Below are 22,941 nucleotides of genomic sequence, written 5' to 3' on the forward strand. Positions count from 1 at the left end.
CGAGGAAAGTCGACGAACCATGCTACTTCAACCGTACCGGCGCAGGCGGCGCGCGGCGAGCAGGACGAAGGCAACCGTGTAGATCGCCAGTACGCCGATATGTCCCCACTCGCCGCCCTGCCCCAGACCGATCGCGGACAGCGCCAGCTGGTTCAGATGATAGCTCGGCCATACCGGCGCCAGCCGCTGGATAAAGGCCGGCAGCATCGACAGCGGAAACCACAGTCCCGACAGGAAGGCCATCGGCAGGTAGATCATGTTGATCAGGCCCGGCGCACCTTGTCCCTTGATCAGGCTTCCGATCAGCAGACCCATCGCGCAGAACGGAAGTACGCCAAGCAGCTGCACGACGAACAGCGTCGCGATCTGGCTGCCGCTCAGCTGCACATGCGCCAGGAACAGCGCCATGCACAGAAGGAAGACCGAGATGACCGTCGCGACACCCATCGCCATCGTCATCTTGCCGATCAGGTACGCTCCCGGCGGCATCGGCATCGCGCGTTTCAGGGTCAGCAAACCCGAGTCGCGCTCCAGCGCCAGCGACACGCCGAAGCCGAAGAGGCCCGGCGCCATCACGCCGAACACGCCATAAGCGGCCAGCAGGATACGCGGCACCTCGGGACCATTCGATCGCGCAAGAAAAATGCCGAACATCAGATAGAAGACCGACGGGAAAAGCAGCGTCGGAAGCAGGAAGCCCGGGTTACGCAGATAACGCAGGCATTCCGCCTTTGCCTCCTGCACGTAGGCGTTGAAGACGCGTCCCCGCGACATGGATGGGGGAGCGATAGGTGTGGCGATCGCGTTCATCAGGCAGCTTCCTTCTCGACAACGGGAACATCGTCGTTATCGCGGGTCAGTTCGGTGAATGCTTCGGCCAGGCCCGCACGCAGCACTTCGAGGTCGGTAAGCGCGGCGTCGGCGGCAAGCAATCGACGTACGACGTTTTCCGGCTGTGCGGTCGAAACGAACATGCGTCCCTGCTCGATATGGCACTCGGCGACACCCGGCCATGCGGCGACTACTCCGGTATCGAGCGATGTCGTGCAACGGATGCGGCGGTAGGCGACACGCGCCCGTAGCGCATCGACGCTGCCTTCGCTGATGACCTTGCCGTGGGCGATCACGCAGACGCGGTCGGCAAGCGCTTCGGCTTCCTCCAGATAGTGCGTCGTGAGCACCACGGAGCAGCCGTCGGCAACAAGCTGCCGGATCGCGGTCCACAGCTTCTGCCGCGCATCGATGTCCATGCCCACGGTAGGCTCGTCCAGAAACAGCAGCTCCGGGCGTCCGCACAATGCCATCGCGAACTGCACGCGCCGCTGCTGGCCACCGGAAAGCGCCGCGTAACGACGGCCGAGCAGATCGTCGACGCCGGCCATCGCGGCGGCCTCGCCCGTATCTCGCGGCGACGGGTAATAGCTGGCGGTCAGTTTCAGCAGCTCGCCCACTTTCAGCGTGGGCGGCAACGCGGCCGACTGGAGCATCACCCCGATGCGGCGGCGCGCTTCGATGTCCTGCGGGTCGCGACCGAATAACGAAACCGAGCCCGAATCCGCGCGATGCAGGCCCAGCAGCAGGCCGATGGCCGTGCTCTTGCCCGCGCCGTTGGGGCCAAGCAGTGCCAGCAGCTCGCCTCGGCGCAGGCCGAGATCGATGCCGTCCAGCGCCACGAGTTGTCCGTAGCGCTTGGTCACGCCGTCTAGCTGTGCAATGTATGAGTCGTTGTGCATGGTGTCCTCCCTTGCAACGCACCATATTCCTGCGCAAGCCCTTGTCCGTAGTCGCTTGCGTCATTGTGCGAATGTGACAAGCGTCACCCGGGGGTTACGCCGCTTGAACCGGAGTGATATGCTCAGGAAAGAAATCCTTTACATATATACACTTAGCGGCATAACGAGAGTATTCGTCGCCGCGTTCCAATGACGAGGAGTGGGTTATGGACGTGATCGGTCAGCTGCGCGAACTGCGCGATTTCGGCGGTACGCCGCGCACGCACGGTCTGGACGACGCGACCATCGAGCGCTTCGCGTCGATCGATGCGACGCTGGGCGAGGCCATTGCTGCCGCCGTCGAATACCACCGCGCGCTGCGTGCGGATATGTCCGACTTCCTTAAACTGGACGAAGCCGAGCAGATCCAGCGCGTCCAGGCAGGCATCGTCAATTTCTATCCCGAAGACGGCCTGAACCCGTATATGCCGGCTGCCGCCGGCGGCCCGTGGGTCGTTACGCTGAAGGGCGCCGTGGTGCACGACAACGGTGGCTACGGCATGCTCGGTTTCGGCCACAATCCCAAAGCCATCATCGAAGCCATGTCGGGCCCGCAGGTCATGGCCAATGTCATGACGGCGAACGTCGCCCAGCTTCGGTTCACCGATGCGCTGCGCCGGGAACTGGGCCATCGCCGGGGCGGCAGTCCGTACTCGCACTTCCTTTGCCTTAACTCCGGGTCCGAGTCCGTCACGCTGGCCGGCCGCATCGCCGACGTCAACGCGCGCCTGATGACCGATCCCGGCGCTCGTCACGCGGGACGTACGATCAAGCGTCTCGCCGTGAAGGGTGCGTTCCACGGCCGGACGGAACGCCCCGCCATCTATTCCGATTCGTCGCGTCGCAACTACCAGCAGTATCTGGCGAGCTTCCGCAACGAAGACACCCTGATCACGGTCGATCCCTATAACGTCGCGCAGCTGAAATCGGTATTCGCCGACGCCGAACGCAATGGCTGGTTCATCGAGGCCATGTTCCTCGAGCCGGTCATGGGCGAAGGCGATCCGGGCCGCGCACTTACGCCGGAGTTCTACCAGGCGGCACGCGAACTCACGATAGAGCACGGCACCCTGTTGCTGGTCGATTCGATCCAGGCAGGTCTGCGCGCGCATGGCGTGCTTTCGATCATCGATTACCCGGGCTTCGAATCGCTCGATCCGCCCGACCTGGAAACGTTCTCCAAGGCGCTCAACGCCGGCCAGTATCCGCTCTCGGTGCTCGCCGTCTCCGAGCGTGTGGCGGGCCTGTACCGCAAGGGCATTTACGGCAACACCATGACGGCCAACCCGCGCGCGCTGGACGTCGCCGTGGCCACCATGGCGGCGCTGACCGACGAGGTCCGGGCCAACATACGCGAACGCGGCAAGGAATTCGTCGACAAGCTCAATGCGCTTAAGGACGAACTGGGCGGCCTGATTACCCGCGTGCAGGGTACGGGGCTGCTGTTCTCCTGCGAGCTGGCCCCCGAGTTCAAGTGCTTCGGCGCCGGTTCCACCGAGGAATACATGCGCGAGCGCGGCGTCGGCGTCATCCATGGCGGCGTCAATTCGCTGCGTTTCACGCCGCATTTCAACGTAACCAGCGCGGAAGTGGACCTGATCGTCGAGCAGGTTCGCCATGCACTTCGGGAAGGTCCGCGTAAGGCGGCGGAATCCAAGGCCGCCTGACAGATTAGACCGATTCCGGCGTAGACTCTTCTGCGCCGGCATCGGCCGGCGCCATGGGAGAGGGTCGTCATGCGTTCGTATCTTCGTCTTGTCTGTACTACCGTTCTGCTCGCCGCCTCGGCCACCGCACTCGCCGCCCCGCAGGCCGCGCAGACCCAGCCCAAGAAAGAACTTACTCCGCAGCAACAGCGCATGTCCTCCTGCAACACGGAAGCCACGGGGAAGAAAGGCGACACTCGCAAAGAGTTCATGAGCCACTGCCTGAAGGGCGAAAGCACCACCGCCGCCCCTGCAAAAACGACCCAGCAGCAAAAGATGGTCACTTGCAACAAAGACGCATCGGCCAAGGCGCTGAAAGGCGACGATCGCAAGAAGTTCATGAGCACCTGCCTCAAGGGCTGACAAAACCAAGCGGTCGGCTCCCTGTGGGAGCGCGCCTGCGCGCGAAAGCCAACGGAGCGCGGATGCAATGAACAGCATCCGCAGCCGGGAACACGGGCTAGCGATGGATGCGATTCCGCTTCATCGCTCCGTTGGCTTTCGCGCGCAGGCGCGCTCCCACAGTCTCGGATTCCGTCGAAACGATCCGGCAATGGCACAATGCCGCTTTGCCCTGCCCGGTTCCCGCATGAAAATCGTCGAAGTTCGCCACCCCCTCATCCAGCACAAGCTCGGCCTCATGCGCCGGGCCGGTATCAGCACGAAGGAGTTTCGCGAACTAGCCTCCGAAGTCGCCTCCCTGCTGACCTACGAGGCCACGGCGGATCTCGAAACCGAGACGAAAACCATCGACGGCTGGGCCGGCCCGGTGGAGGTCAAACATATCAAGGGCAAGAAGATCACCATCGTGCCCATCCTGCGTGCAGGCATCGGCATGCTGCCCGGCGTCCTCGATCTCATTCCCTCGGCCAAGGTCAGTGTGGTCGGCCTGCAGCGCGACGAAGAAACCCTGAAGCCCGTGACGTACTACGAGAAGCTGAGCGGCCGGATGGACGAACGCACCGCCCTCATCGTCGACCCGATGCTGGCCACGGCCGGTACGCTCATCGCCACCGTCGACATGCTCAAGGCCGCTGGCGCAAAGCGCATCAAAGGCCTGTTCCTGGTTGCGGCACCGGAAGGGCTTGCGCGCATCGAAGCCGTGCATCCCGATATCGAGATCTACACGGCATCGATCGACGAACGCCTGAACGAACTGGGCTACATCCTGCCGGGCCTGGGCGACGCGGGCGACAAGATCTTCGGGACCAAGCAGTAAGGCCGGGAGCCACTCCTCACTTCCCTGTCACAAACTTACGGCAAACTTCGTGTTGCGGCGCCCGGTCAGGGGGAACGCGACGCGGGGATCCGTGCGCGCTGTTCCGGTTTCCCGCGAATCGATCGATCAAACATCGAGGGGACAATCGAATGCGTTCGAAACACACGTGGCGCGCCTCATGGGCGGCGCTGGCAGGACTGCTTGTCATATTGCCGCTGCAAGCGGCCGATCTCACCGTCAGCCAGTTCCGCCTTCGCGGCCCGGCGGGCGGCAATGACGAATTCGTCGAGGTCTATAACAGCGGCGTCACGCCGCTCGACCTCAGCGGTTACAAACTCAATGCGTCCAATGCGAGTGGCACGACCGGCACACGCCTGACCTTTCCGGCGGGCATCTCGGTCGCGCCGGGCTGCTATCTGCTGCTGGCCAATTCCGGCAGCGCCGGATATTCGGGCAGCGTCGTACCGGACCTGAAGTACGGCACGGGTGTCACCGACGATGGTGGCCTCGCACTGCTCTCCGCCACCGGCCAGATCGTCGACCAGATCGGCCTCAGCGCCGGTTCGGCCTATAAAGCCGGCACGCCGCTTGCCAGTCTCGGTAGTTCGAATACCGACCAGGGCTACGGCCGCAAGACGAATGCCGCGGGCGTTCCGCAGAACACTGGCGACAACAGTGCCGACTTCGTGAAGGTCGCACCCACCGTGCCGCACAACAGCGGATCGACCTGCGTTGCGCAGGGTCGCAGTCTGAGCATCGCGGACGCCACCGTCGGCATCACGAATGCCAGCGATGTCCGCATGCCGTTCACGGTCACGCTGAGCGAGCCTTCCCCCGCCGATATCACGGTTCATGCCGCGACCGCCGACGACACGGCGACTGTCGCCGCGGGCGACTACGATGCTGTCGATACAACGCTGACGTTGCCGGCAGGTACGACAACCGCAGCCTTCGATGTCGTGGTGCATGGCAAGTCGACGGCAGGTCCGGACAAAGCCTTCCGCGTCAATCTCGACAATGTCACTGGCGATGCGACCATCGCGAAGGGCGGTGCCATCGGCGCGATCCTCAACCAGATTCCGGTCAACGCGGAGATCTGGCAGATCCAGGGTCGCGGACAGATTTCGCCGTTGCTCGGAAAGCGCGTCACCACGCACGGCAATATCGTCACCGCCGTCGGTCCGGCCGGCTTCACCATCCAGACACCAGATGCGCGTGCCGACGACGATGCCCTGACCTCGAACGGCATCTATGTCTTCACCAGCACCCAGCCGACCGTCGCCATCGGCGATGTGGTCGACGTCGACGCTACGGTGGACAACTACTACAACCTGCCGGAACTGAAATCGGCCACGGTCACGGTCACCAGTAAACGTGCCCGCCTGCCGCGCGCCATCGCGTTCGGCAACCGGACGCCTTCGGCCGATCCGACTGCGCTTTCCTGCGGCGAGACGAACTTCCAGTGTTTCGTCGGCATGCGCGTCACGATCGACGACGGCATGATCACCACCGGCAACCGGCGCTTCAGCAGCGAGCCGTTCGCCGAGGTGTTCATTACCGCCAACGGACAGCGTTCGCTGCGCAAGCCGGGCGTCCGTTACACCGTTCCCGTTCCCGATGGCGTCACGCTGCCGAACTGGTCGGGCAACCCCGAAGTGCTGAAGATGAACACGGCCGACTTCGGCGCCGTGGCCGCCAATACACCCTTCGTCGCTGGCACGACGTTCCGTGCGGAAGGCGTGATCTCCTACGACTTCGGCGCGTATACATTCATTCCGACGAAGATCCAGATCGTGCATGCGGCGCCCCTGCCCCGTCCGGTCGATCCGAAACCGTTCTTCGCCGTACGCGTCGGCGCGCTGAATACCGAGCGTTTCTGCGATACGGAATTCAATACGACGTTTACCTGCAGCGGCGGCAGCACCGAGCCGACTGCCGATGAAGTGAAGCTCAAGACGCAGCGTCTTTCGGCCTATGTCGGCAGCGTGCTCAAACTTCCGGACATTCTTTCCGTCGAGGAAGTGAAGAGCCTCGCCGTCCTGCAAGGCCTGGCCAAGCAGCTTGGCGACGACTATCCGGCCCGCTACGAGGCGTACCTGATTCCGGGTCACGACCCGAGCGGTATCAACGTCGGTTTCCTCGTACGCAGCGACCGCGTACGCGTGCTCGGCGTGCGCCAGCTTGCCGCCGACGAGACCTGGCAGGACCAGGGTGGCACGTCGTTCATCCACGACCATCCGCCTCTGCTGCTGACCGCCGAAGTGCCGAGCGCCGGCCGCATGCGCGTCAACGTGATCTCAGTGCACACCAAGGCACGGCAGAACGTCGACAAGACGGGAACCACCGCCGACCGCGATCGCATGAAGCGTTTCCTGCAAGCCAAGTCGCTGGCGACGCAGGTGCAGGCATTGCAGACCGATCGTACGACGGCGCAGATTCCGCTGCTCGTCGTCGGCGACTTCAACTCCTATGAGTTCAGTGATGGCTTCGTCGACATGGTGAACCTGATCGCCGGCCGCTACGACGACACTCAGAACCTGTTGAAGCTGGGCGCGAACATCGTCAAGCCGGCGCTGTGGAACGCCGTGGAATCGGTGCCGCGCAACGATCGCTACTCGTTCCTGTTCACTGAGAAGTTCGGTGCGATCCAGGGCTATACGGGCACGAACGGCCGCGAGGTTCCGACGCATCAGGTACTGGATCACGCGCTGCTGAACAATGCCGCGCGTGCCCGCTTCCTGCGCATGCAGTATGGCCGCGCGGATCTGGACGCTCCGGTCCAGTCGCTGGACGATTCGGCGAAGGCCACCGACTGGCGCAAGGCGATCGGTGCGTCGGACCACGATGGCTTCGTGGTCGATCTGCTGGCGTTGCCTTTGGGGCTGGGGATTCTCCAGTCGCACGATCATGACGATCGCAATGGGTCGGAGCAGCATCACTGACGCAAGTCTGAAACGGCTTGCTTCGCAGGGATCGCGGTCAAGCCCGCTCCTACACAAGTCAGACGCAAGAAGGCCGCCCCTTGGCGGCCTTCTTCTTTATGCATATGGCTGGCTTAGCGCGCGAAGCGATCCGTCGCCTTCACCAGCTCGCTCGCAATACCCGGCTCGAATGCCGAATGACCCGCGTCCTGTACGACATGCAGATCGGCTTCCGGGAACGCGCGGTGCAGATCCCATGCGCTGCGCATCGGGCAGACGACGTCGTAGCGGCCCTGCACGATCACGGTCGGGATATGGCGGATGCGATCCACGTCGCGCAGCAACTGCCCGTCGACTTCGAAGAAACCGGCATTGACGAAGTAGTGGCATTCGATCCGCGCGAACGCGAGCGCGAATTCGTCTTCCCCGCTGGACGCGATGTGGCTGGTGTCCTGATACAGATAGCTGGTCGCGCCTTCCCAGACAGACCATGCGCGCGCCGCGGCGACACGGACAGCCGGATCGGCGTGAGTGAGGCGGCGGTGATACGCACTGATAAGGTCGCCGTGCTCGGCCTGCGGGATAGCGGAGAGATAGGTTTCCCACGCATCCGGATACAGCGCACTGCAGCCTTCCTGGTAGAACCACTCCAGCTCCGAGCGACGCAGCATGAAGATGCCGCGCAGCACGAGTTCGCTGACTTTCTCCGGATGGGTCTGCGCATAGGCCAACGCCAGCGTCGAACCCCACGAACCGCCGAAGACCTGCCAGCGGTCGATGCCCAGGTGTCCGCGCACGCGCTCGATGTCGGCGACGAGATCCCAGGTAGTGTTATCGGTCAGTTCGGCGTGCGGCGTGGACTTGCCGCAACCGCGCTGGTCGAACAGGACGATGCGGTACTTCTTCGGATCGAAGAAGCGCCGGCACTTCGGATTGGTGCCGCCGCCCGGGCCGCCATGCAGGAAAACGACCGGCTTGCCGTTCGGGTTGCCGCTCTGCTCGTAATAGACTGTGTGCAGCGGCGACACCTTGAGAAAACCGGTGTCGTAGGCTTCGATCTCGGGGTAAAGGCTACGCTGATCCTGTGCCATATCGTTCTTGAAAGTCTCGGGGGAACGGTAAGGCTAATGCCCCCGGCCCTCGATAGCCAACCTAAAGCAGCTTTCCGGGGTTCATGATGCCCGCGGGGTCCCATACGGCCTTGATGCCGCGCATCAGGGCGATCTCCGCCTCGCTGCGTACGCTGCCCAGGTACGGCTTCTTGACCAGACCGATGCCGTGCTCGGCGGAAATGCTTCCGCCGTGGCGTGTCAGCGTGTCGCACAGAAGCTTCGTCACGTGCTCGCACTGGGCCACGAAACGGTCATCGTCGACATCGGCCGGTTTGAGTACGTTGATGTGCAGGTTGCCGTCGCCGATGTGACCGAACCAGACCACGTCGAACTGCGGATACTCCGCATCCAGCAAGGCCTGCATGTCGCGCATGAAGTCCGGCACCGACGAAATACGCACCGATACGTCGTTCTTGTACGGCCGGTACTGCGCCAGGCTTTCCGTGATGCCTTCGCGCAGGCGCCACAATGCGGCGGCCTGCGCTTCACTGGAACTGATCGCGCCGTCCGTCACCCAGCCTTCGCCTAGACAGAATTCGAAAAGCTCCAGCGCCGCGGCCTGCTGGGCCTCGTCCTGCGCGTCGAATTCGGTCACGACGTAATAAGGCGATATCTCGCCGAAGGGTCGCTGTGCGCCGTGGGCCAGCACGTGATGCAGGGCGCGGTCGGTAAAGAACTCGAATGCACCCAGCGTCAGCCGATGGCGCGCCTCGGCGAACACGCGCATGAGCGCATCCATCGCGGGTACCGCCAGCAGCATCACCTGGGACGGCGGCGGCGGCGACGTAAGCGACAGCGTCGCTTCCACCACGATCCCGAGCGTACCTTCGGAGCCGATCACCAGATGACGCAGATCGTAACCCGAGGCGTTCTTGATGAGCCCGCGATTGAGATCCAGAAGCTCGCCCGTACCCGTGACCACTTTCAGACCGGCGATCCACTGCCGCGTATTGCCGTAGCGAATCACGCGGATGCCGCCCGCGTTCGTGGCGATATTGCCGCCGACCTGGCAAGAGCCGCGTGCCGCGAAGTCCACCGGATAAATCAGCCCGTGCTCGCGAGCCGCCTTATGCACAGCCTCCAGCGGCATGCCGGGCTGGACGGTCAGCGTGCGGTCGATGGGATCGAATGCCAGGACGCGATTCATGCGATCCAGGCTGACGACGATTTCACCGTTGGCGGCAACCGCGCCGCCGGACAACCCGGTGCGTCCTCCCGAAGGAACGACCGCGACGCCCTCCGCGAAGGCCCACAGAACGATGGCCTGAACCTCGTCGACCGTCGCCGGAAAGGCGATAGCCAGCGGTGCGGGATGCCAGCGACGGGTCCAGTCGCGCCCGTAATGCTCCAGGTCGCCGGAGTCGGTCGTCAGTTTCAGGTCGGGCAATGCACGGGACAGTTCGGCTAGGCGCGGATCGTTCATGCGGGTTCCGGATGGTTAGGGACCCAGCCTGCCAGTGGCGCGACCTTCCGTCCACTGCTGCGGTGCCGCATTCGTTCGCGGCATCTGGCATAGTTGCCCTTTCGTTCCCAGACTCGGCGGTCATGAAACGTACTTCCTATCCGAAAGAGGACATCAAGGTGCTGCTGCTGGAAGGTGTCAGCCGCAGCGCGCTGGATACGTTTCGCCACGCCGGTTATTCCCATATCGAGTTCCACGAGAAGGCCCTCCCGGAAGACGAACTGAAGCGGGCCATCGCCGATGCGCATATCGTAGGCATCCGCTCGCGCACCCACCTCAGCGAAGAGGTACTCGCCGAAGCCAAGCGCCTGATCGCGGTCGGCTGCTTCTGCATCGGCACGAACCAGGTGGACAACGTGACGGCCGAGAAGCTCGGCGTACCCGTGTTCAATGCCCCCTACTCCAATACCCGCAGCGTCGCCGAGCTGGTCATCGCCGAGACGATCCTGCTGATCCGTCGCATTCCCGAAAAGAATGCCGAATGCCATCGCGGCGGCTGGGCGAAGTCGGCCAGCGGCAGTTTCGAAGTGCGCGACAAGGTCCTCGGCATCGTGGGCTACGGCCATATCGGCACCCAGGTCGGCGTCCTTGCCGAAAGCCTGGGCATGCGCGTGATTTTCTACGACATCGAACCCAAGCTGTCGCTGGGTAACGCCCGCCCGGCCGCCAGCCTGGACGAGCTGCTCAAGCGAGCGGACGTCGTCACGCTGCATGTGCCGGAAACGCCCCAGACGAAACTGATGATCGGCAACGCGCAGTTGCAGCGCATGCGCGCCGGCGCGATGCTGGTCAACGCGTCGCGAGGCACCGTCGTCGACATCGAAGCCCTCGCGACCAATTTGCGCAACGGCCATATCTCCGGCGCCGCTATCGATGTCTTCCCCGTCGAGCCGAAAGGCAACGACGACCCGTTCGTCTCGCCGCTGGTCGGCATGGACAACGTGATCCTCACGCCGCATATCGGCGGCAGCACGCTCGAAGCCCAGGAAAACATCGGTATCGAGGTCGCGTCCAAGCTGGTGCGTTACAGCGATAACGGTTCGACGCTTTCGGCCGTGAATTTCCCCGAGGTCTCGCTGCCCGGCCATCCGGAAAGCCGCCGCCTGCTGCATATCCACCGTAATGTTCCCGGCATCCTGTCGCGCATCAATGATGTGTTTTCGCGCGCGAAGATCAATATCGATGGCCAGTACCTGCAGACCTCGCCGCAGGTCGGCTACGTCGTGATCGACGTGTCCACCAGCGAAGAGCATGCGGTGGCGCTGAAGGACGAGCTGGCGGCGATTCCCGATACGTTGCGGGCACGCGTCCTATATTGATACGGCATCGCGATAAGCGCGTAAATGAAGGCCCCGCCTATTGATTGGCGGGGCTTTTTTTTATCCACGGTGTTGCGCATTACGACTCGGATACCGAGGAAGGCCGGGCGTGGTGTCGCCCTCATGTGCACGGGAATTCGTCTTCGCGACGAAGCGGGCACTTGCCACTGAGCTGTCGCACTTGTGCCTCCTACGCTTATTTGCCACTTCGGCAAACGGAGGAGGGACAACAAAATGCACATTCATAGATATTCAGGGCCACTTACAAAGGCTTTCGTACAGGCTACCGACTTTAAGCCTCGGAAGGCCGTTCTCGGATTCTTGCTCGCGCTGGCATCCCTAGCCTGCATGTCTGTGACGGCTGAAGAGACTTCGATGTCGCAGCTGACCGAAGATCGCCGCGCCGAACTTGAAATCGCGCTTACTCATGACATCGGACGAACGGTAAATACGTCCCGCCATTTCAGCGAACAAGTGAAGGACATCAACCTCTTGATCTCCTTTGACATCCCCGAGAACGAGATAGTTGTCGAACTTGGCGAAGAGTACGGAATGCTCTCCAGAGGCTCCGAAATGGAGGACCTTGAAGATCTGATTTCAAACGATATCCGCTTTCAGCTCGAGGGAGTCGTATCGTTCGACCTGATCGACTTCCGTTTTGGCGGAAAGGATATGTACTTCTACTTTCCTGAAGAGCGTCCAGAGCCTGAGTCCAAGCCAGCCATGCAGGTCTCTACATTGACTGGTCCGCTGATGGAGTCACCCCCTCGGGTTGTCGTGACGGCAGGACACGGGGTATACCGCAACTATCAGTGGAACGACTGGCGCGCACAACGTGACGAACACAACGGAATAACAGAGGACTACCTGACGCCCGCATATGCCGACGTGCTTGAACAGCTATTGAAGCTGCGAAGCGGCGTGGATGTTTTACGGGCAAGGACATTCAGAGGACCGCCTCATTATTCGAACAGGCTCTGGGCTGATCTTTCAGCTCGGTACCACCTTCAGGCGCTGTATCCAGAGTTGCCAGCGATATGGCACTCGCTCCCGCAATCCACGGACAGTATGCGAGAACGCGATGAAGGCCTCAGAACTACGCCTCTCTACGCAAATCACATTGGAGCAAAAGCACTGATCAACCTGCACACGAACGGCGGAGAGACTTCAGCCACGGGCGTACAAGTACTTTTCCACGAGAAGAAAATCGAGAGCGCTAAACTAGCAGACAGCATCTTGTGTGCCATGAAGGAGCAGATTCACACGGATGACCGCTGGAAGGGCTATCGCGTTCCGGACAAAGGCCACGCCGTAAGAAACAAAGCCGAAACTCGTCTCGGAAACATGCCATCCGTGATTGTCGAGGCTGGATTCCATACGAATCCAAACGACGCCGAAATGTTGACTAACCGACGATTCCAACTGCTGTCGATGCGCGGTGTCGAGAAGGGGTATCGCCTCTACTCCGAAGGCAAAACCTGCGCCCCGCTTGAACTCAAGGAGATCGTCAGCGCGCCGGGCAACACTGGCAGCAAGGTGCCCGTCGCAGTGCATTTCAATGGCCATCCACAGTTTCCAGTCAGGGTGATCAAAGAGACACTGAGTTGCCCCGAAGGCTGGAGCTGTCTCAAGGAAAAAACTGATCGCTACGAACTACCCCAGCCCTCTCCGCTCGCCTACGAATCCAACTGCCCTTCGTACCAGTCGCAGGACACGGTCACAGCCGTGCAGAGGCTAACGATGATCGACACCGACGGTGTTATCACATCAGCAGAGCACAGCTTTGTGTGCAACAAGGGCGGAGCGTAACCCATGGTGCATATGATTCGCCCCACGATCGTTCGCGTTCATACTGGCCGCGCTACAGACCAAAAGGCATGTCGCTGGCCAATGGCCCTGCTGACTCTGTGTTTAACGCTTGCGGCTACCACAGCCTCGGCGACCGATCCAGAAGTCTCGGATTACGCGATCATGCATCCGAGGGAACTGGAGGCATTCCTGAGCAGTAAGCTGACCCACCGTGTGAAGCATCAGCAGTTCGAAGGGAAGAAGGACGATATGAAGGTTCACGCTAGACTCGAAGTCGAGCATCGCACCTTGTACATCGATCTGGATGAATCCCTGGGGCCTCTCGCGTCGAACCCAGGGGTCACCGAACTGCGCCGCGTACTCGCTATTGAAGCGGAGCACGTGCTGGCAGGGGACGTAGATACCCCCCGGATACTGTTCGAGTTTGGCCACGAAGGAGCGGAACAGTATTTGCAGCCGCGTCCTTCGCCGGAGAACTGACGATCTGCCGGGCACAAAAAAGGCGCCCATGGGGCGCCTTTTCTTGATTTCGTGCCGAAATGGTCGGGGTGGCGAGATTCGAACTCGCGACCACTACACCCCCAGCGTAGTGCGCTACCAGGCTGCGCTACACCCCGACAATACGGCAAGCGATCATTCTAACAGCTTCGCTATCCAGGGCGGAAGCCTTGCGGATCAGCGACGCAGCAGAGTAAGAACCTCTTCCAGTTCCAGACGTACCTGACGGACGATCTGGTGCGACATGCTAGCCTCCATACGCGCCTGCGGACCTTCCAGACGAGCACGTGCACCCGTGATGGTGAAGCCCTCGTCGTATAGCAACGAGCGGATCTGACGGATCATCAGCACATCGTGGCGCTGGTAATAGCGCCGGTTGCCACGTCGCTTGACGGGCTTGAGCGCGGGGAATTCCTGCTCCCAGTACCGAAGTACGTGCGGCTTTACCCCGCAAAGTTCGCTGACTTCGCCGATAGTGAAGTAACGCTTCGCCGGGATTGCCGGTAGTTCGGTGTTATTCCCTTGGTCCAGCATAGCCCTCGACCCGTACCTTCAGTTTCTGTCCCGGACGGAAGGTGACAACCCGTCGGGCAGAGATGGGAATTTCCTCACCGGTCTTGGGATTGCGACCGGGCCGCTGATTCTTCTGCCGCAGATCGAAATTGCCGAAACCCGACAACTTCACCTGTTCTCCACGTTCGAGCGCCTCGCGTACAACCTCGAAGTACGCGTCCACGAATTCCTTGGCCTCGCGTTTATTGAGGCCTACGTCGAGGAAAAGCCGCTCGGCCATTTCCGCCTTGGTCAGCGCCATCTTATCCTCGCAGTCTTGCCTTGCATGTCTTCTCCAACGCGGCGACGGCGTTAGCTACGCATCCGTCCGCGTCGTCGTCGGTAAGGGTGCGTGAAGCGTCCTGTAAAATCAAGCCCATAGCGAGACTCTTTCGACCGTCGTCGATGCCCTTCCCGGCGTACCGGTCGAACAGACGAATATCCTTGAGTACTTCGCCCAAAGCCTGACGCACGGTCGCCTCGACACGGGCCCAGGAGACCTCCTCGGGCAGATCGACGGCGATATCGCGACGCACGGCCGGGAAACGCGCCACACGCGACGCCTGAGGCAAGCGCCGGGCCAGGATCGGTTCCAGCGCGAGTTCGGCAACATGAACGTCGCTGGCGAGGTCGAGCGTCTTGGCCAGCGCCGGATGCAAGGCACCCAGGAAACCGACCGGCTGACCGTCGCGCAATACGCGTGCCGAGCGCCCGGGATGCAGCCACGCGGGCAGACCCTCGGCATCGACGCTCCAGCGCGCGGACTCGCCCGTGTGCGCGACGAGGGCATCGATGTCGCCCTTCAGATCGTAGAAATCGAATGTGCGCGAGGCCTCGCCCCACTGCTCCGCCCGGGCCGAACCGCAGGCGACCATGGCGACACGGCCGACTTCGTCCGGCGCATCGCCCGTCGCATGGAAGCTGCGGGCAACCTCGAACAGACGGATGCGATCCTGCTGGCGCGCCCGGTTATGGCGCAGCGCTTCGATCAGGCCCGGCAACAAGGACGTGCGCATAACCGCCAGATCGGCGGACAGCGGATTCGCCAGCGGCACCCATGCCTGATCCAGACCCCAGGTCCGGAGAAGGTCCGCGCTGACGAAGGACAGCGTCACTGCCTCGAAATAGCCGCGAGCGGCAAGCTGGTCACGCAGGTTCATCTCGTGCAGGCGCGCTTCCGGATCGGCCGCAAGGGCGATTTCGCCAGCGGGAAGGCTGGTCGGAATGCGCTCGTAGCCGTGGATGCGGGCAACTTCTTCGATCAGGTCTTCTTCGCGCTCGATATCGAAACGGCTGCTCGGCGGCGTGACCAGCCAGCCATCGGCCGTCGTCGTTACCGTCATGCCCAGGGCGGCGAAGATCCGCGCCACTTCGCTATCGGCGACGTCGATGCCCAGTACACGGGCAAGGCGAGCGCGACGCAGGGCGACGGCCTGGTGCGCGCGCAGGTCGTCGGCACGCTCCGCGATCGTGATCGGACCGGCGCTGCCGCCCGCGATCTGCAGCAGCAGCGTCGTGGCACGTTCAATAGCACGCTTCGGAAGATTCGGATCGACGCCACGCTCGAAGCGGTGCGACGCATCGGTATGCAGACCGAGCTTGCGCGCGCGCCCCATGATGGCCGCAGGCGCGAAATGCGCGGCTTCGAGGAAGACGTTACGCGTCGCATCCGTAACACGCGAATCGTTGCCGCCCATGACGCCGGCGACGGCGAGCGGTCGCGCGCTATCGGCGATCACCACGAACGAGGTGTCGAGTTTCGCCTCGCTACCGTCCAGAAGCACCAGCGGCTCGTTCTGGGCCGCGTGGCGCACGACGATGTCGCCCGAAAGCGTGTCGTTGTCGAAGGCATGCAGGGGCTGACCGAGTTCCAGCATGACGTAGTTGGTGACGTCGACGATCGCGCTGATCGGACGCACACCCGAACGGCGCAGCCGCTCGGCCATCCAGAACGGCGTCGGCGCGGTGGCGTCCAGGCCTTCGATAATGCGGCCCAGATAACGCGGCGCATCGGAACCTGCCTCCAGACGCACGCCGCGCGTGGCGCTGGCCGTGACCGGCGCATCGACGATGGCTTCGCCCTTCACATGGCTACCGAACAGGGCCGCCACATCGTGCGCAAGACCAAACAGACCAAGGCAATCGGGACGGTTCGGCGTGATCTTGAGTTCGATGCTGGCATCGGGCAGACCGAGATAGTCGCTGAGCGACTGTCCGACCGGCGCGTCCAGCGGCAGCTCGAGCAGCCCGGACGCGTCGGCGTCGATGCCCAGTTCCTTCGCCGAACACAGCATGCCCGACGATTCGACGCCACGAAGCTTCGCGGCCTTGATCGCGATACCGCCGGGCAGCGTGGCGCCCACGATAGCCAGCGGAATCTTGATGCCGACGCGTGCATTCGGCGCACCGCAGACGATCTGCAGCGGTTCGCCCTGCCCCGCGTCGACCCGGCATACCTGCAGCCGGTCGGCTTCGGGATGTTTTTCGGCGGCGACAATCTCGGCGACGACGACACCGCCCAGGCTTTCGCCCAGTGCCGTGACTTCTTCGACCTCGAGACCGGACATGGTCAGCGCGTGAACCAGCGCGGCGCGATCCGCAGAGACATCGACCAGTTCGCGCAGCCAGTTTTCGGAGAATTTCATGGAAGCGTGCTCACTTTATTCGCGGGGCCGGCCATATGAGCCAGGCCCCCGGCGGGCCACAAGCGATCAGGCGAACTGCCGCAGGAAGCGCAGATCGTTCTCGAAGAACGCGCGGAGATCGCTTACGCCATAACGCAGCATGGCGAAACGCTCCACACCCAGACCGAACGCAAAGCCCGTATAGCGCTCCGGATCGATACCGCAGTTGGCGAGCACGTTCGGATGAACCATGCCGCAGCCAAGCACTTCGAGCCAGCGCGTCGAGCCGTCCTCGGCATCCCAGCGGATATCCACCTCGGCCGATGGCTCGGTGAAGGGGAAATAGCTGGGGCGGAAACGCATCTCGAAATCGCGTTCGAAGAACGCGCGGACGAATTCGGCAAGCGTGCCCTTCAGATCGGCGAAGCTGGAGGTCTCGTCGACCAGCAGTCCTTCGATCTGGTGGAACATCGGCGAATGCGTCTGATCCGAATCGCTGCGATAGACCTTGCCCGGCGCGATGATGCGGATGGGCGGCTGACGCCCCTGCATCGAACGGATCTGCACCGGCGAGGTATGCGTGCGCAGCAAGCGGCCGTCACCGAAGTAGAAGGTGTCGTGCATGGCGCGCGCGGGATGATGCGGCGGGAAGTTCAGCGCTTCGAAGTTGTGCCAGTCGTCCTCGATCTCCGGACCGTCGGCGCGCTGGTAACCCAGGCGACCGAATATGTCCGCGATGCGCTCCAGCGCACGGGTGATCGGGTGGATACCGCCGTATTCGCCGTCGCGTCCCGGCAGGGTGACGTCGATACGTTCGGAGGCAAGGCGGTGGTCGAGCTCGGCCTGCTCCAGCGCCTGCTTGCGTACCGCGATAGCGTCGGTCAGGCGCTCTTTCGCGCGATTGACCTCCGCGCCGCGCGCCTTGCGCTCGTCGCCCTGCAACTGCCCCAGCGCTTTCAGCGCCGCGGTGATCGCGCCGTTCTTGCCCAGCAGGGCCACGCGTACGGCGTCCAGCGCCTCAAGAGAGGCGGCGCCTTCGATGTCGCGTAGCGACGCGTCGATATGTTCTACCGATTCCATCGACTTTCCCGGTGTGGACCCCGAAATCGGGAGCCCCAAAAAAGTTGTGGGGAGAAGGCAAGGCCTTCTCCCCACGTCATCCATCATCGCGCGACATCAAGCCGCGCGTGGATTCGGATTACGCAGCCAGATGGGCCTTGGCCTTCTCTGCGATCGCACCGAATGCCTTGATGTCGTGCACGGCCAGATCGGCGAGGACCTTGCGGTCGACCGTGATCTGAGCCTTGGCCAGGCCATTGATCAGACGGCTGTAGGACAGACCGAACTGACGGGCGGCGGCATTGATACGCACGATCCACAGAGCGCGGAACTGACGCTTACGCTGCTTGCGGCCGATGTACGCATACTGGCCAGCCTTGATGACGGCCTGGTTGGCTACGCGGAATACCTTGCGACGGGCATTGTAGTAGCCCTTCGCACGGCCGATGATTTTCTTATGACGACGACGGGCAGTTACGCCGCGCTTTACACGAGCCATGGTCTATTCCTCCGACTCAGAGATACGGCAACATGCGAGCAACACTCTTGGTGTCGCAAGCTTTGACGTGGTTCGGAGCACGCAGGCCGCGCTTACGCTTGGTCGACTTCTTCGTCAGGATGTGCGACTTGAAGGCGTGACCGGCCTTGAACTTACCGGAGGCGGTTTTGCGAAAACGCTTCGCCGCCGCCCGGTTGGTCTTGATCTTGGGCATGGGAATGCTCCGTATTCGGTGACTGACTGATCCGGCGGTGGGCCATGAGGACCACGCTTTCCTTCCTGCCGGGTACGGTGTTCAACCCCTTCCAGATGGGGCGAGCCGGCGAGTTTACACGAGGGGACGGCCCGTTGCCACTGGGTCCGGGCTTCGTACGGCGGGCCGGAGCCGTGCCGATCCTGTCTTCGTGCGCTGCGCGCTTTGTCTTCACTGGGTTCCCGCCTTCGCGGGGATGACGATCGGCGGTCTCGTGCTGAGCCGCACCCCATAAGAAAACGGCGCCCTGGGGCGCCGTTTTCATCAGATCTTCTTCTTGGGACCGATCATCATGACCATCTGGCGGCCTTCCAGGCGGGGGAACTGTTCCACCACGCCGTTCTCGCCGACATCTTCCTGGATCTTGCGAGCCAGGTTCTGGCCGAGGTCCTGATGGGACATCTCGCGACCACGGAAGCGGATCGTGACCTTGACCTTGTCGCCTTCCTCGAGGAACCGAAGCATGTTGCGCAGCTTGATCTGGTAGTCGCCCACGTCCGTGACCGGACGGAACTTCACTTCCTTGATTTCGACCTGCTTCTGCTTCTTCTTGGCGGCCTGGGCCTTCTTCTGGGCCTCGAACTTGAACTTGCCGAAATCCATGATGCGGCAGACCGGCGGGTCGCCGTTCGGCTGGATTTCCACGAGGTCCATGCCCGCCTCGTTGGCGAGAGCCTGGGCCTCGGCGGTCGTCATGACGCCCAGCTGCTCCTGATCGACGCCCAGCACGCGAACGCGCGGCACCTTGATCTCGTGGTTCTTGCGATTGCCCTTGTTATCGGTCGTAGCGATACCGCTATCCTCCAGAAGAATTCAAATAATTGCAGAAACGACGGTCACCGCCGCGTTTCGGCTTCCAGCCGTTCGACGAACTGGGCCAGCGGCATGCTGCCGAGGTCTTCGCCACCACGGGTACGTACGGAAACGGACCCCGTTTCCTTCTCGCGGTCTCCGACCACGATGAGATAGGGCACTTTCTGCAACGTATGTTCGCGGATTTTATATCCGACCTTTTCATTGCGCAAATCGGCTTCCACCCGGAAGCCTTTTCCGACAAGGGTTTGCGTGACTTCACGCACATAGTCGGCCTGCGCATCGGTAATACTGAATACCGTGGCCTGTATGGGGGCGAGCCAGGGCGGCAACAAGCCTGCATGGTGCTCGATCAGAATGCCGATAAAGCGCTCCATCGAGCCCACGATGGCACGGTGCAGCATAACCGGATGCCGACGCTGGGAGTGCTCGTCGACGTATTCGGCCCCCAGGCGCTCGGGCATCATGAAGTCGACCTGCATCGTACCCACCTGCCAGGCCCGGCCAATGGAGTCCTTCATGTGGTACTCGATCTTCGGACCGTAGAAGGCGCCCTCACCCGGCAACTCCTCCCATTCTACGCCCGCAGCCGACAGCGCCGTACGCAGGGCGTCCTCGGCGCGATCCCACACGTCGTCCGTGCCGATGCGCTTTTCGGGACGCAGCGCGATCTTCATGGCGATGTCGTTGAACCCGAAGTCCGCATAGACCTTCATGGCCTGGGCATGGAATGCGGTGACTTCGCTCTCGATCTGCTGCGACGTGCAGAAAATATGGCCGTCGTCCTGCGTGAACGCACGCACGCGCATGATGCCGTGCAGCGCACCGGACGGCTCGTTGCGGTGGCAGCCGCCGAACTCGCCGTAGCGGATCGGCAGGTCGCGATAGCTATGCAGGCTGGTATTGAATATCTGGATGTGGCCCGGGCAGTTCATCGGCTTCAGCGCATAGGTGCGCTTTTCCGACTCCGTGAAGAACATGTTTTCCTGGTAGTTATCCCAGTGACCGGACTTCTTCCACAGGCTGACGTCCATGATCTGGGGACCGCGGACTTCCTTGTAACCGCTGCTGCGATAGACGCCGCGGACGTACTGCTCCACCGCCTGCCAGATCGCCCAGCCCTTCGGGTGCCAGAAAATCATGCCCGGCGCTTCTTCCTGCATGTGGAAGAGGTCGAGCTGTTTGCCGATGCGGCGATGGTCGCGCTTTTCGGCTTCTTCAAGCTGGAACAGATAGGCCTTCAGGTCTTTGTCGTTCAGCCAGGACGTGCCGTAAATGCGCGTCAGCATCGCGTTATTCGAATCGCCGCGCCAATAGGCACCCGCGACCTTCATCAGCTTGAACGCGCGCAGACGGCCCGTATTAGGCACGTGCGGACCGCGGCACAGGTCGGTGAACTCGCCCTGCGTATACAGCGAAAGATCCTGGTCGGCAGGAATGCTTTCGATGATTTCCGCCTTGTACTCCTCGCCGATGCCACGGAAAAACGCCACGGCTTCGTCGCGCGACTTCACCGAGCGGGTGACCGGCAGCTGTTCCTTGACGATCTTCTCCATCTCGGCCTCGATGGCCGTGAGGTCGTCGGGCGTGAAGGGACGCTCGTACGCGAAGTCGTAGTAGAAGCCGTTATCGATAACCGGGCCGATCGTGACCTGCGCACCGGGAAACAGGCGCTGCACGGCCTGCGCAAGCAGATGGGCCGTCGAATGACGGAGGATATCGAGCGCTTCGGGGCTCTTCTCGGTGACGATTTCGAGGCTGGCGTCGTGGTCGATGGCGAAACTTGCATCGACAAGCTTGCCGTCGACCTTGCCGGCAAGCGTGGCCTTGGCAAGACCGGCGCCGATGGAGGCGGCCACATCCTGCACGGAAACGGGGTGTTCGAACGGACGCTTGCTGCCGTCGGGTAGCGTGATCTGGATCATCGGGACGTTTTCTCGGACAAACAAAAAGGGCGCCATGCGCCCTTCGGTGAACACACAAGGCGTGGCGGGAAACTAGGTTGGGGAGCGCGTAGTCCGCATGTCGCACACTCGGCCGGCGTTACCGCGGGCCACCTCTGGTCGTGACTATCTGCGGGAAAGCTAGACCAGGGCGCGGAACCTGTCAAATCCGGGGGTCTGACGGGCGGGCGCCGTCCGTTACAATGGGCGTCCGCTCCATGCTGGATGTTCCCCCCATGCGCATTCTGGTTACCGGCAGCGCCGGTTTCGTCGGTGCAGCCCTCACCGAGCGACTGCTCGCGCGTGGCGACGAGGTCCTCGGCTTCGACAACCACAACGATTATTACGACCCGGCGCTGAAAGAAGCCCGCGTCGCCCGCTTCGCGAACCACCCGAACTACACCCATCGTCGCGCCGACCTTGCCGACGGCGCCGCCGTCGACGAGGCTTTCGAAGGTTTCCGCCCCGAACGCGTGGCGAACCTGGCCGCCCAGGCCGGCGTGCGCTATTCGCTGACGAACCCGCACGCCTATGTGCAAAGCAACCTCGTCGGCTTCGTGAACATCCTCGAAGCGTGCCGCCAGCATGAGGTCGGGCACCTGGTCTATGCGTCGTCCAGTTCGGTCTACGGCGCGAACCGCAAACTGCCCTTCGCGGTGGAAGACTCGGTCGACCATCCGGTCAGCCTGTACGCGGCAACGAAAAAATCGAACGAGCTGATGGCGCATACGTACAGCCATCTCTTCGGGCTACCCACGACCGGCCTGCGCTTTTTTACCGTTTACGGACCCTGGGGCCGACCGGACATGTCGCCCTTCCTCTTCGCCAAACGCATCCTGGCCGGCGAGCCGATCGATGTATTCAACCACGGCCAGCACAGCCGCGATTTCACCTATATCGACGATATCGTCGAGGGTGTCATCCATGCGCTGGACCGTCCCGCCGCGCCGGACCCGTCATACGACCCCGTCGCGCCGAATCCCGGCACATCCTCCGCGCCGTATCGCGTCTACAACATCGGCAACGACCAGCCGGTCGAACTGCTGCATTTCATCGACCTGCTCGAGAAGCATCTCGGGCACACTGTCGAAAAGCGTCTTCTGCCCATGCAGCCGGGCGATGTGCCCGATACCTGGGCCGACGTATCCGCGCTGCGTCGCGACGTGGGTTATGCACCGTCGACGTCGGTAGAGGTTGGCGTGGAGCGTTTCGCGAAGTGGTATCGGGAGTTTTACGGCGTTTGAGACGCATGGCCTAGCGCCGCCCTGGCTCTCTGGCTCTCTGTGGGAGCGCGCCTGCGCGCGAAAGCCTACGGAGCGCAGAAGCCGGGCATGACGATCGCAAGCCTGGATTCTGGGCTTGCGACCCAAACCACCGGCA

20 protein-coding genes and 1 tRNA gene are annotated in these 22,941 nt (G+C 62.4%); 8 read left to right on the forward strand and 13 right to left on the reverse strand.

The window, feature by feature from the left end; all coding sequences use genetic code 11:
- Positions 1 to 27: 27 nt before the first annotated feature.
- Positions 28 to 810, reverse strand: coding sequence for an ABC transporter permease (locus EC912_RS10245; RefSeq protein ID WP_165973563.1), 783 nt, complete (start codon positions 808 to 810; stop codon positions 28 to 30).
- Positions 810 to 1,733 (reverse strand): ABC transporter ATP-binding protein, encoded by a 924-nt coding sequence (locus EC912_RS10250; protein WP_132143580.1) that lies wholly within the window; start codon positions 1,731 to 1,733, stop codon positions 810 to 812. Before EC912_RS10250 ends, EC912_RS10245 begins: the two co-directional genes overlap by 1 nt.
- Positions 1,734 to 1,939: 206 nt before the next feature.
- On the opposite strand from EC912_RS10250, the gene EC912_RS10255 reads away from it, so the two are divergent.
- The 4 genes from EC912_RS10255 (at position 1,940) to EC912_RS10270 (ending at position 7,639) form a co-directional block, all read left to right on the forward strand.
- Positions 1,940 to 3,439, forward strand: coding sequence for an aminotransferase class III-fold pyridoxal phosphate-dependent enzyme (locus tag EC912_RS10255; protein WP_132143590.1), 1,500 nt, complete (start codon positions 1,940 to 1,942; stop codon positions 3,437 to 3,439).
- Between the two features lie 69 nt (positions 3,440 to 3,508).
- On the forward strand, positions 3,509 to 3,841 hold the full coding sequence (locus tag EC912_RS10260) for a PsiF family protein (RefSeq protein ID WP_132143592.1): 333 nt from the start codon (positions 3,509 to 3,511) through the stop codon (positions 3,839 to 3,841).
- 226 nt (positions 3,842 to 4,067) lie between these two features.
- Positions 4,068 to 4,697, forward strand: coding sequence for a uracil phosphoribosyltransferase (upp, locus tag EC912_RS10265; protein WP_132143594.1), 630 nt, complete (start codon positions 4,068 to 4,070; stop codon positions 4,695 to 4,697).
- A 149-nt stretch (positions 4,698 to 4,846) separates the two neighbouring features.
- On the forward strand, positions 4,847 to 7,639 hold the full coding sequence (locus EC912_RS10270) for a lamin tail domain-containing protein (protein ID WP_132143596.1): 2,793 nt from the start codon (positions 4,847 to 4,849) through the stop codon (positions 7,637 to 7,639).
- 113 nt (positions 7,640 to 7,752) lie between these two features.
- Here the strand turns inward: EC912_RS10270 and pip are convergent, their stop codons facing one another.
- Positions 7,753 to 8,709: a prolyl aminopeptidase gene (gene pip / locus EC912_RS10275; RefSeq protein ID WP_132143598.1), complete on the reverse strand. Its 957-nt coding sequence runs from the start codon at positions 8,707 to 8,709 to the stop codon at positions 7,753 to 7,755.
- Positions 8,710 to 8,770: 61 nt separating this feature from the next.
- Positions 8,771 to 10,153 carry an FAD-binding oxidoreductase gene (locus EC912_RS10280; protein WP_132143600.1) on the reverse strand — a complete coding sequence of 461 codons (1,383 nt, stop codon included), beginning with the start codon at positions 10,151 to 10,153 and terminating at the stop codon, positions 8,771 to 8,773.
- Positions 10,154 to 10,275: 122 nt separating this feature from the next.
- Between EC912_RS10280 and serA the strand changes: the two genes are divergently transcribed.
- The 3 genes from serA (at position 10,276) to EC912_RS10295 (ending at position 13,800) form a co-directional block, all read left to right on the forward strand.
- Positions 10,276 to 11,511 (forward strand): phosphoglycerate dehydrogenase, encoded by a 1,236-nt coding sequence (gene serA, locus EC912_RS10285; protein ID WP_132143602.1) that lies wholly within the window; start codon positions 10,276 to 10,278, stop codon positions 11,509 to 11,511.
- 375 nt (positions 11,512 to 11,886) lie between these two features.
- Positions 11,887 to 13,320: an N-acetylmuramoyl-L-alanine amidase family protein gene (locus tag EC912_RS10290; protein ID WP_165973564.1), complete on the forward strand. Its 1,434-nt coding sequence runs from the start codon at positions 11,887 to 11,889 to the stop codon at positions 13,318 to 13,320.
- 3 nt (positions 13,321 to 13,323) lie between these two features.
- Complete coding sequence (locus EC912_RS10295; RefSeq protein ID WP_132143606.1) at positions 13,324 to 13,800, forward strand: hypothetical protein; 477 nt, start codon at positions 13,324 to 13,326, stop codon at positions 13,798 to 13,800.
- Positions 13,801 to 13,860: 60 nt separating this feature from the next.
- On the opposite strand, the gene EC912_RS10300 is transcribed toward EC912_RS10295, so the two are convergent.
- The 9 genes from EC912_RS10300 to thrS form a co-directional block, all read right to left on the reverse strand.
- A tRNA-Pro gene (locus EC912_RS10300) sits at positions 13,861 to 13,937 on the reverse strand.
- 58 nt (positions 13,938 to 13,995) lie between these two features.
- Positions 13,996 to 14,352: a MerR family transcriptional regulator gene (locus tag EC912_RS10305; protein WP_132143608.1), complete on the reverse strand. Its 357-nt coding sequence runs from the start codon at positions 14,350 to 14,352 to the stop codon at positions 13,996 to 13,998.
- On the reverse strand, positions 14,333 to 14,632 hold the full coding sequence (ihfA, locus tag EC912_RS10310) for an integration host factor subunit alpha (RefSeq protein ID WP_036140472.1): 300 nt from the start codon (positions 14,630 to 14,632) through the stop codon (positions 14,333 to 14,335). The genes EC912_RS10305 and ihfA overlap by 20 nt, the downstream gene beginning before the upstream one ends.
- Before the next feature lies 1 nt (position 14,633).
- On the reverse strand, positions 14,634 to 17,015 hold the full coding sequence (pheT, locus tag EC912_RS10315; RefSeq protein ID WP_132143610.1) for a phenylalanine--tRNA ligase subunit beta: 2,382 nt from the start codon (positions 17,013 to 17,015) through the stop codon (positions 14,634 to 14,636).
- A 66-nt stretch (positions 17,016 to 17,081) separates the two neighbouring features.
- Positions 17,082 to 18,074, reverse strand: a complete 993-nt coding sequence (pheS, locus tag EC912_RS10320) for a phenylalanine--tRNA ligase subunit alpha (protein ID WP_132143612.1) — start codon at positions 18,072 to 18,074, stop codon at positions 17,082 to 17,084.
- A 118-nt stretch (positions 18,075 to 18,192) separates the two neighbouring features.
- A complete protein-coding gene (gene rplT / locus EC912_RS10325) occupies positions 18,193 to 18,552 on the reverse strand; it encodes a 50S ribosomal protein L20 (RefSeq protein ID WP_132143614.1) in 360 nt (119 codons plus the stop codon).
- 16 nt (positions 18,553 to 18,568) lie between these two features.
- Positions 18,569 to 18,766 carry a 50S ribosomal protein L35 gene (rpmI, locus tag EC912_RS10330; RefSeq protein WP_046966439.1) on the reverse strand — a complete coding sequence of 66 codons (198 nt, stop codon included), beginning with the start codon at positions 18,764 to 18,766 and terminating at the stop codon, positions 18,569 to 18,571.
- Between the two features lie 303 nt (positions 18,767 to 19,069).
- Entirely contained in the window at positions 19,070 to 19,612 is a 543-nt protein-coding gene (gene infC / locus EC912_RS10335; RefSeq protein ID WP_132143616.1) for a translation initiation factor IF-3, read from the reverse strand.
- A gap of 29 nt (positions 19,613 to 19,641) precedes the next feature.
- The gene (thrS, locus tag EC912_RS10340) at positions 19,642 to 21,543 is read right to left on the reverse strand and encodes a threonine--tRNA ligase (protein WP_132143618.1); all 1,902 of its coding nucleotides are present in this window, start codon (positions 21,541 to 21,543) and stop codon (positions 19,642 to 19,644) included.
- 254 nt (positions 21,544 to 21,797) lie between these two features.
- On the opposite strand from thrS, the gene EC912_RS10345 reads away from it, so the two are divergent.
- Positions 21,798 to 22,805, forward strand: a complete 1,008-nt coding sequence (locus EC912_RS10345) for an NAD-dependent epimerase (RefSeq protein ID WP_132143620.1) — start codon at positions 21,798 to 21,800, stop codon at positions 22,803 to 22,805.
- The last annotated feature ends 136 nt before the right edge of the window (positions 22,806 to 22,941 follow it).

The sequence above is a fragment of the Luteibacter rhizovicinus genome (assembly GCF_004342265.1).
Taxonomy (GTDB): Bacteria; Pseudomonadota; Gammaproteobacteria; order Xanthomonadales; family Rhodanobacteraceae; genus Luteibacter; species Luteibacter rhizovicinus_B.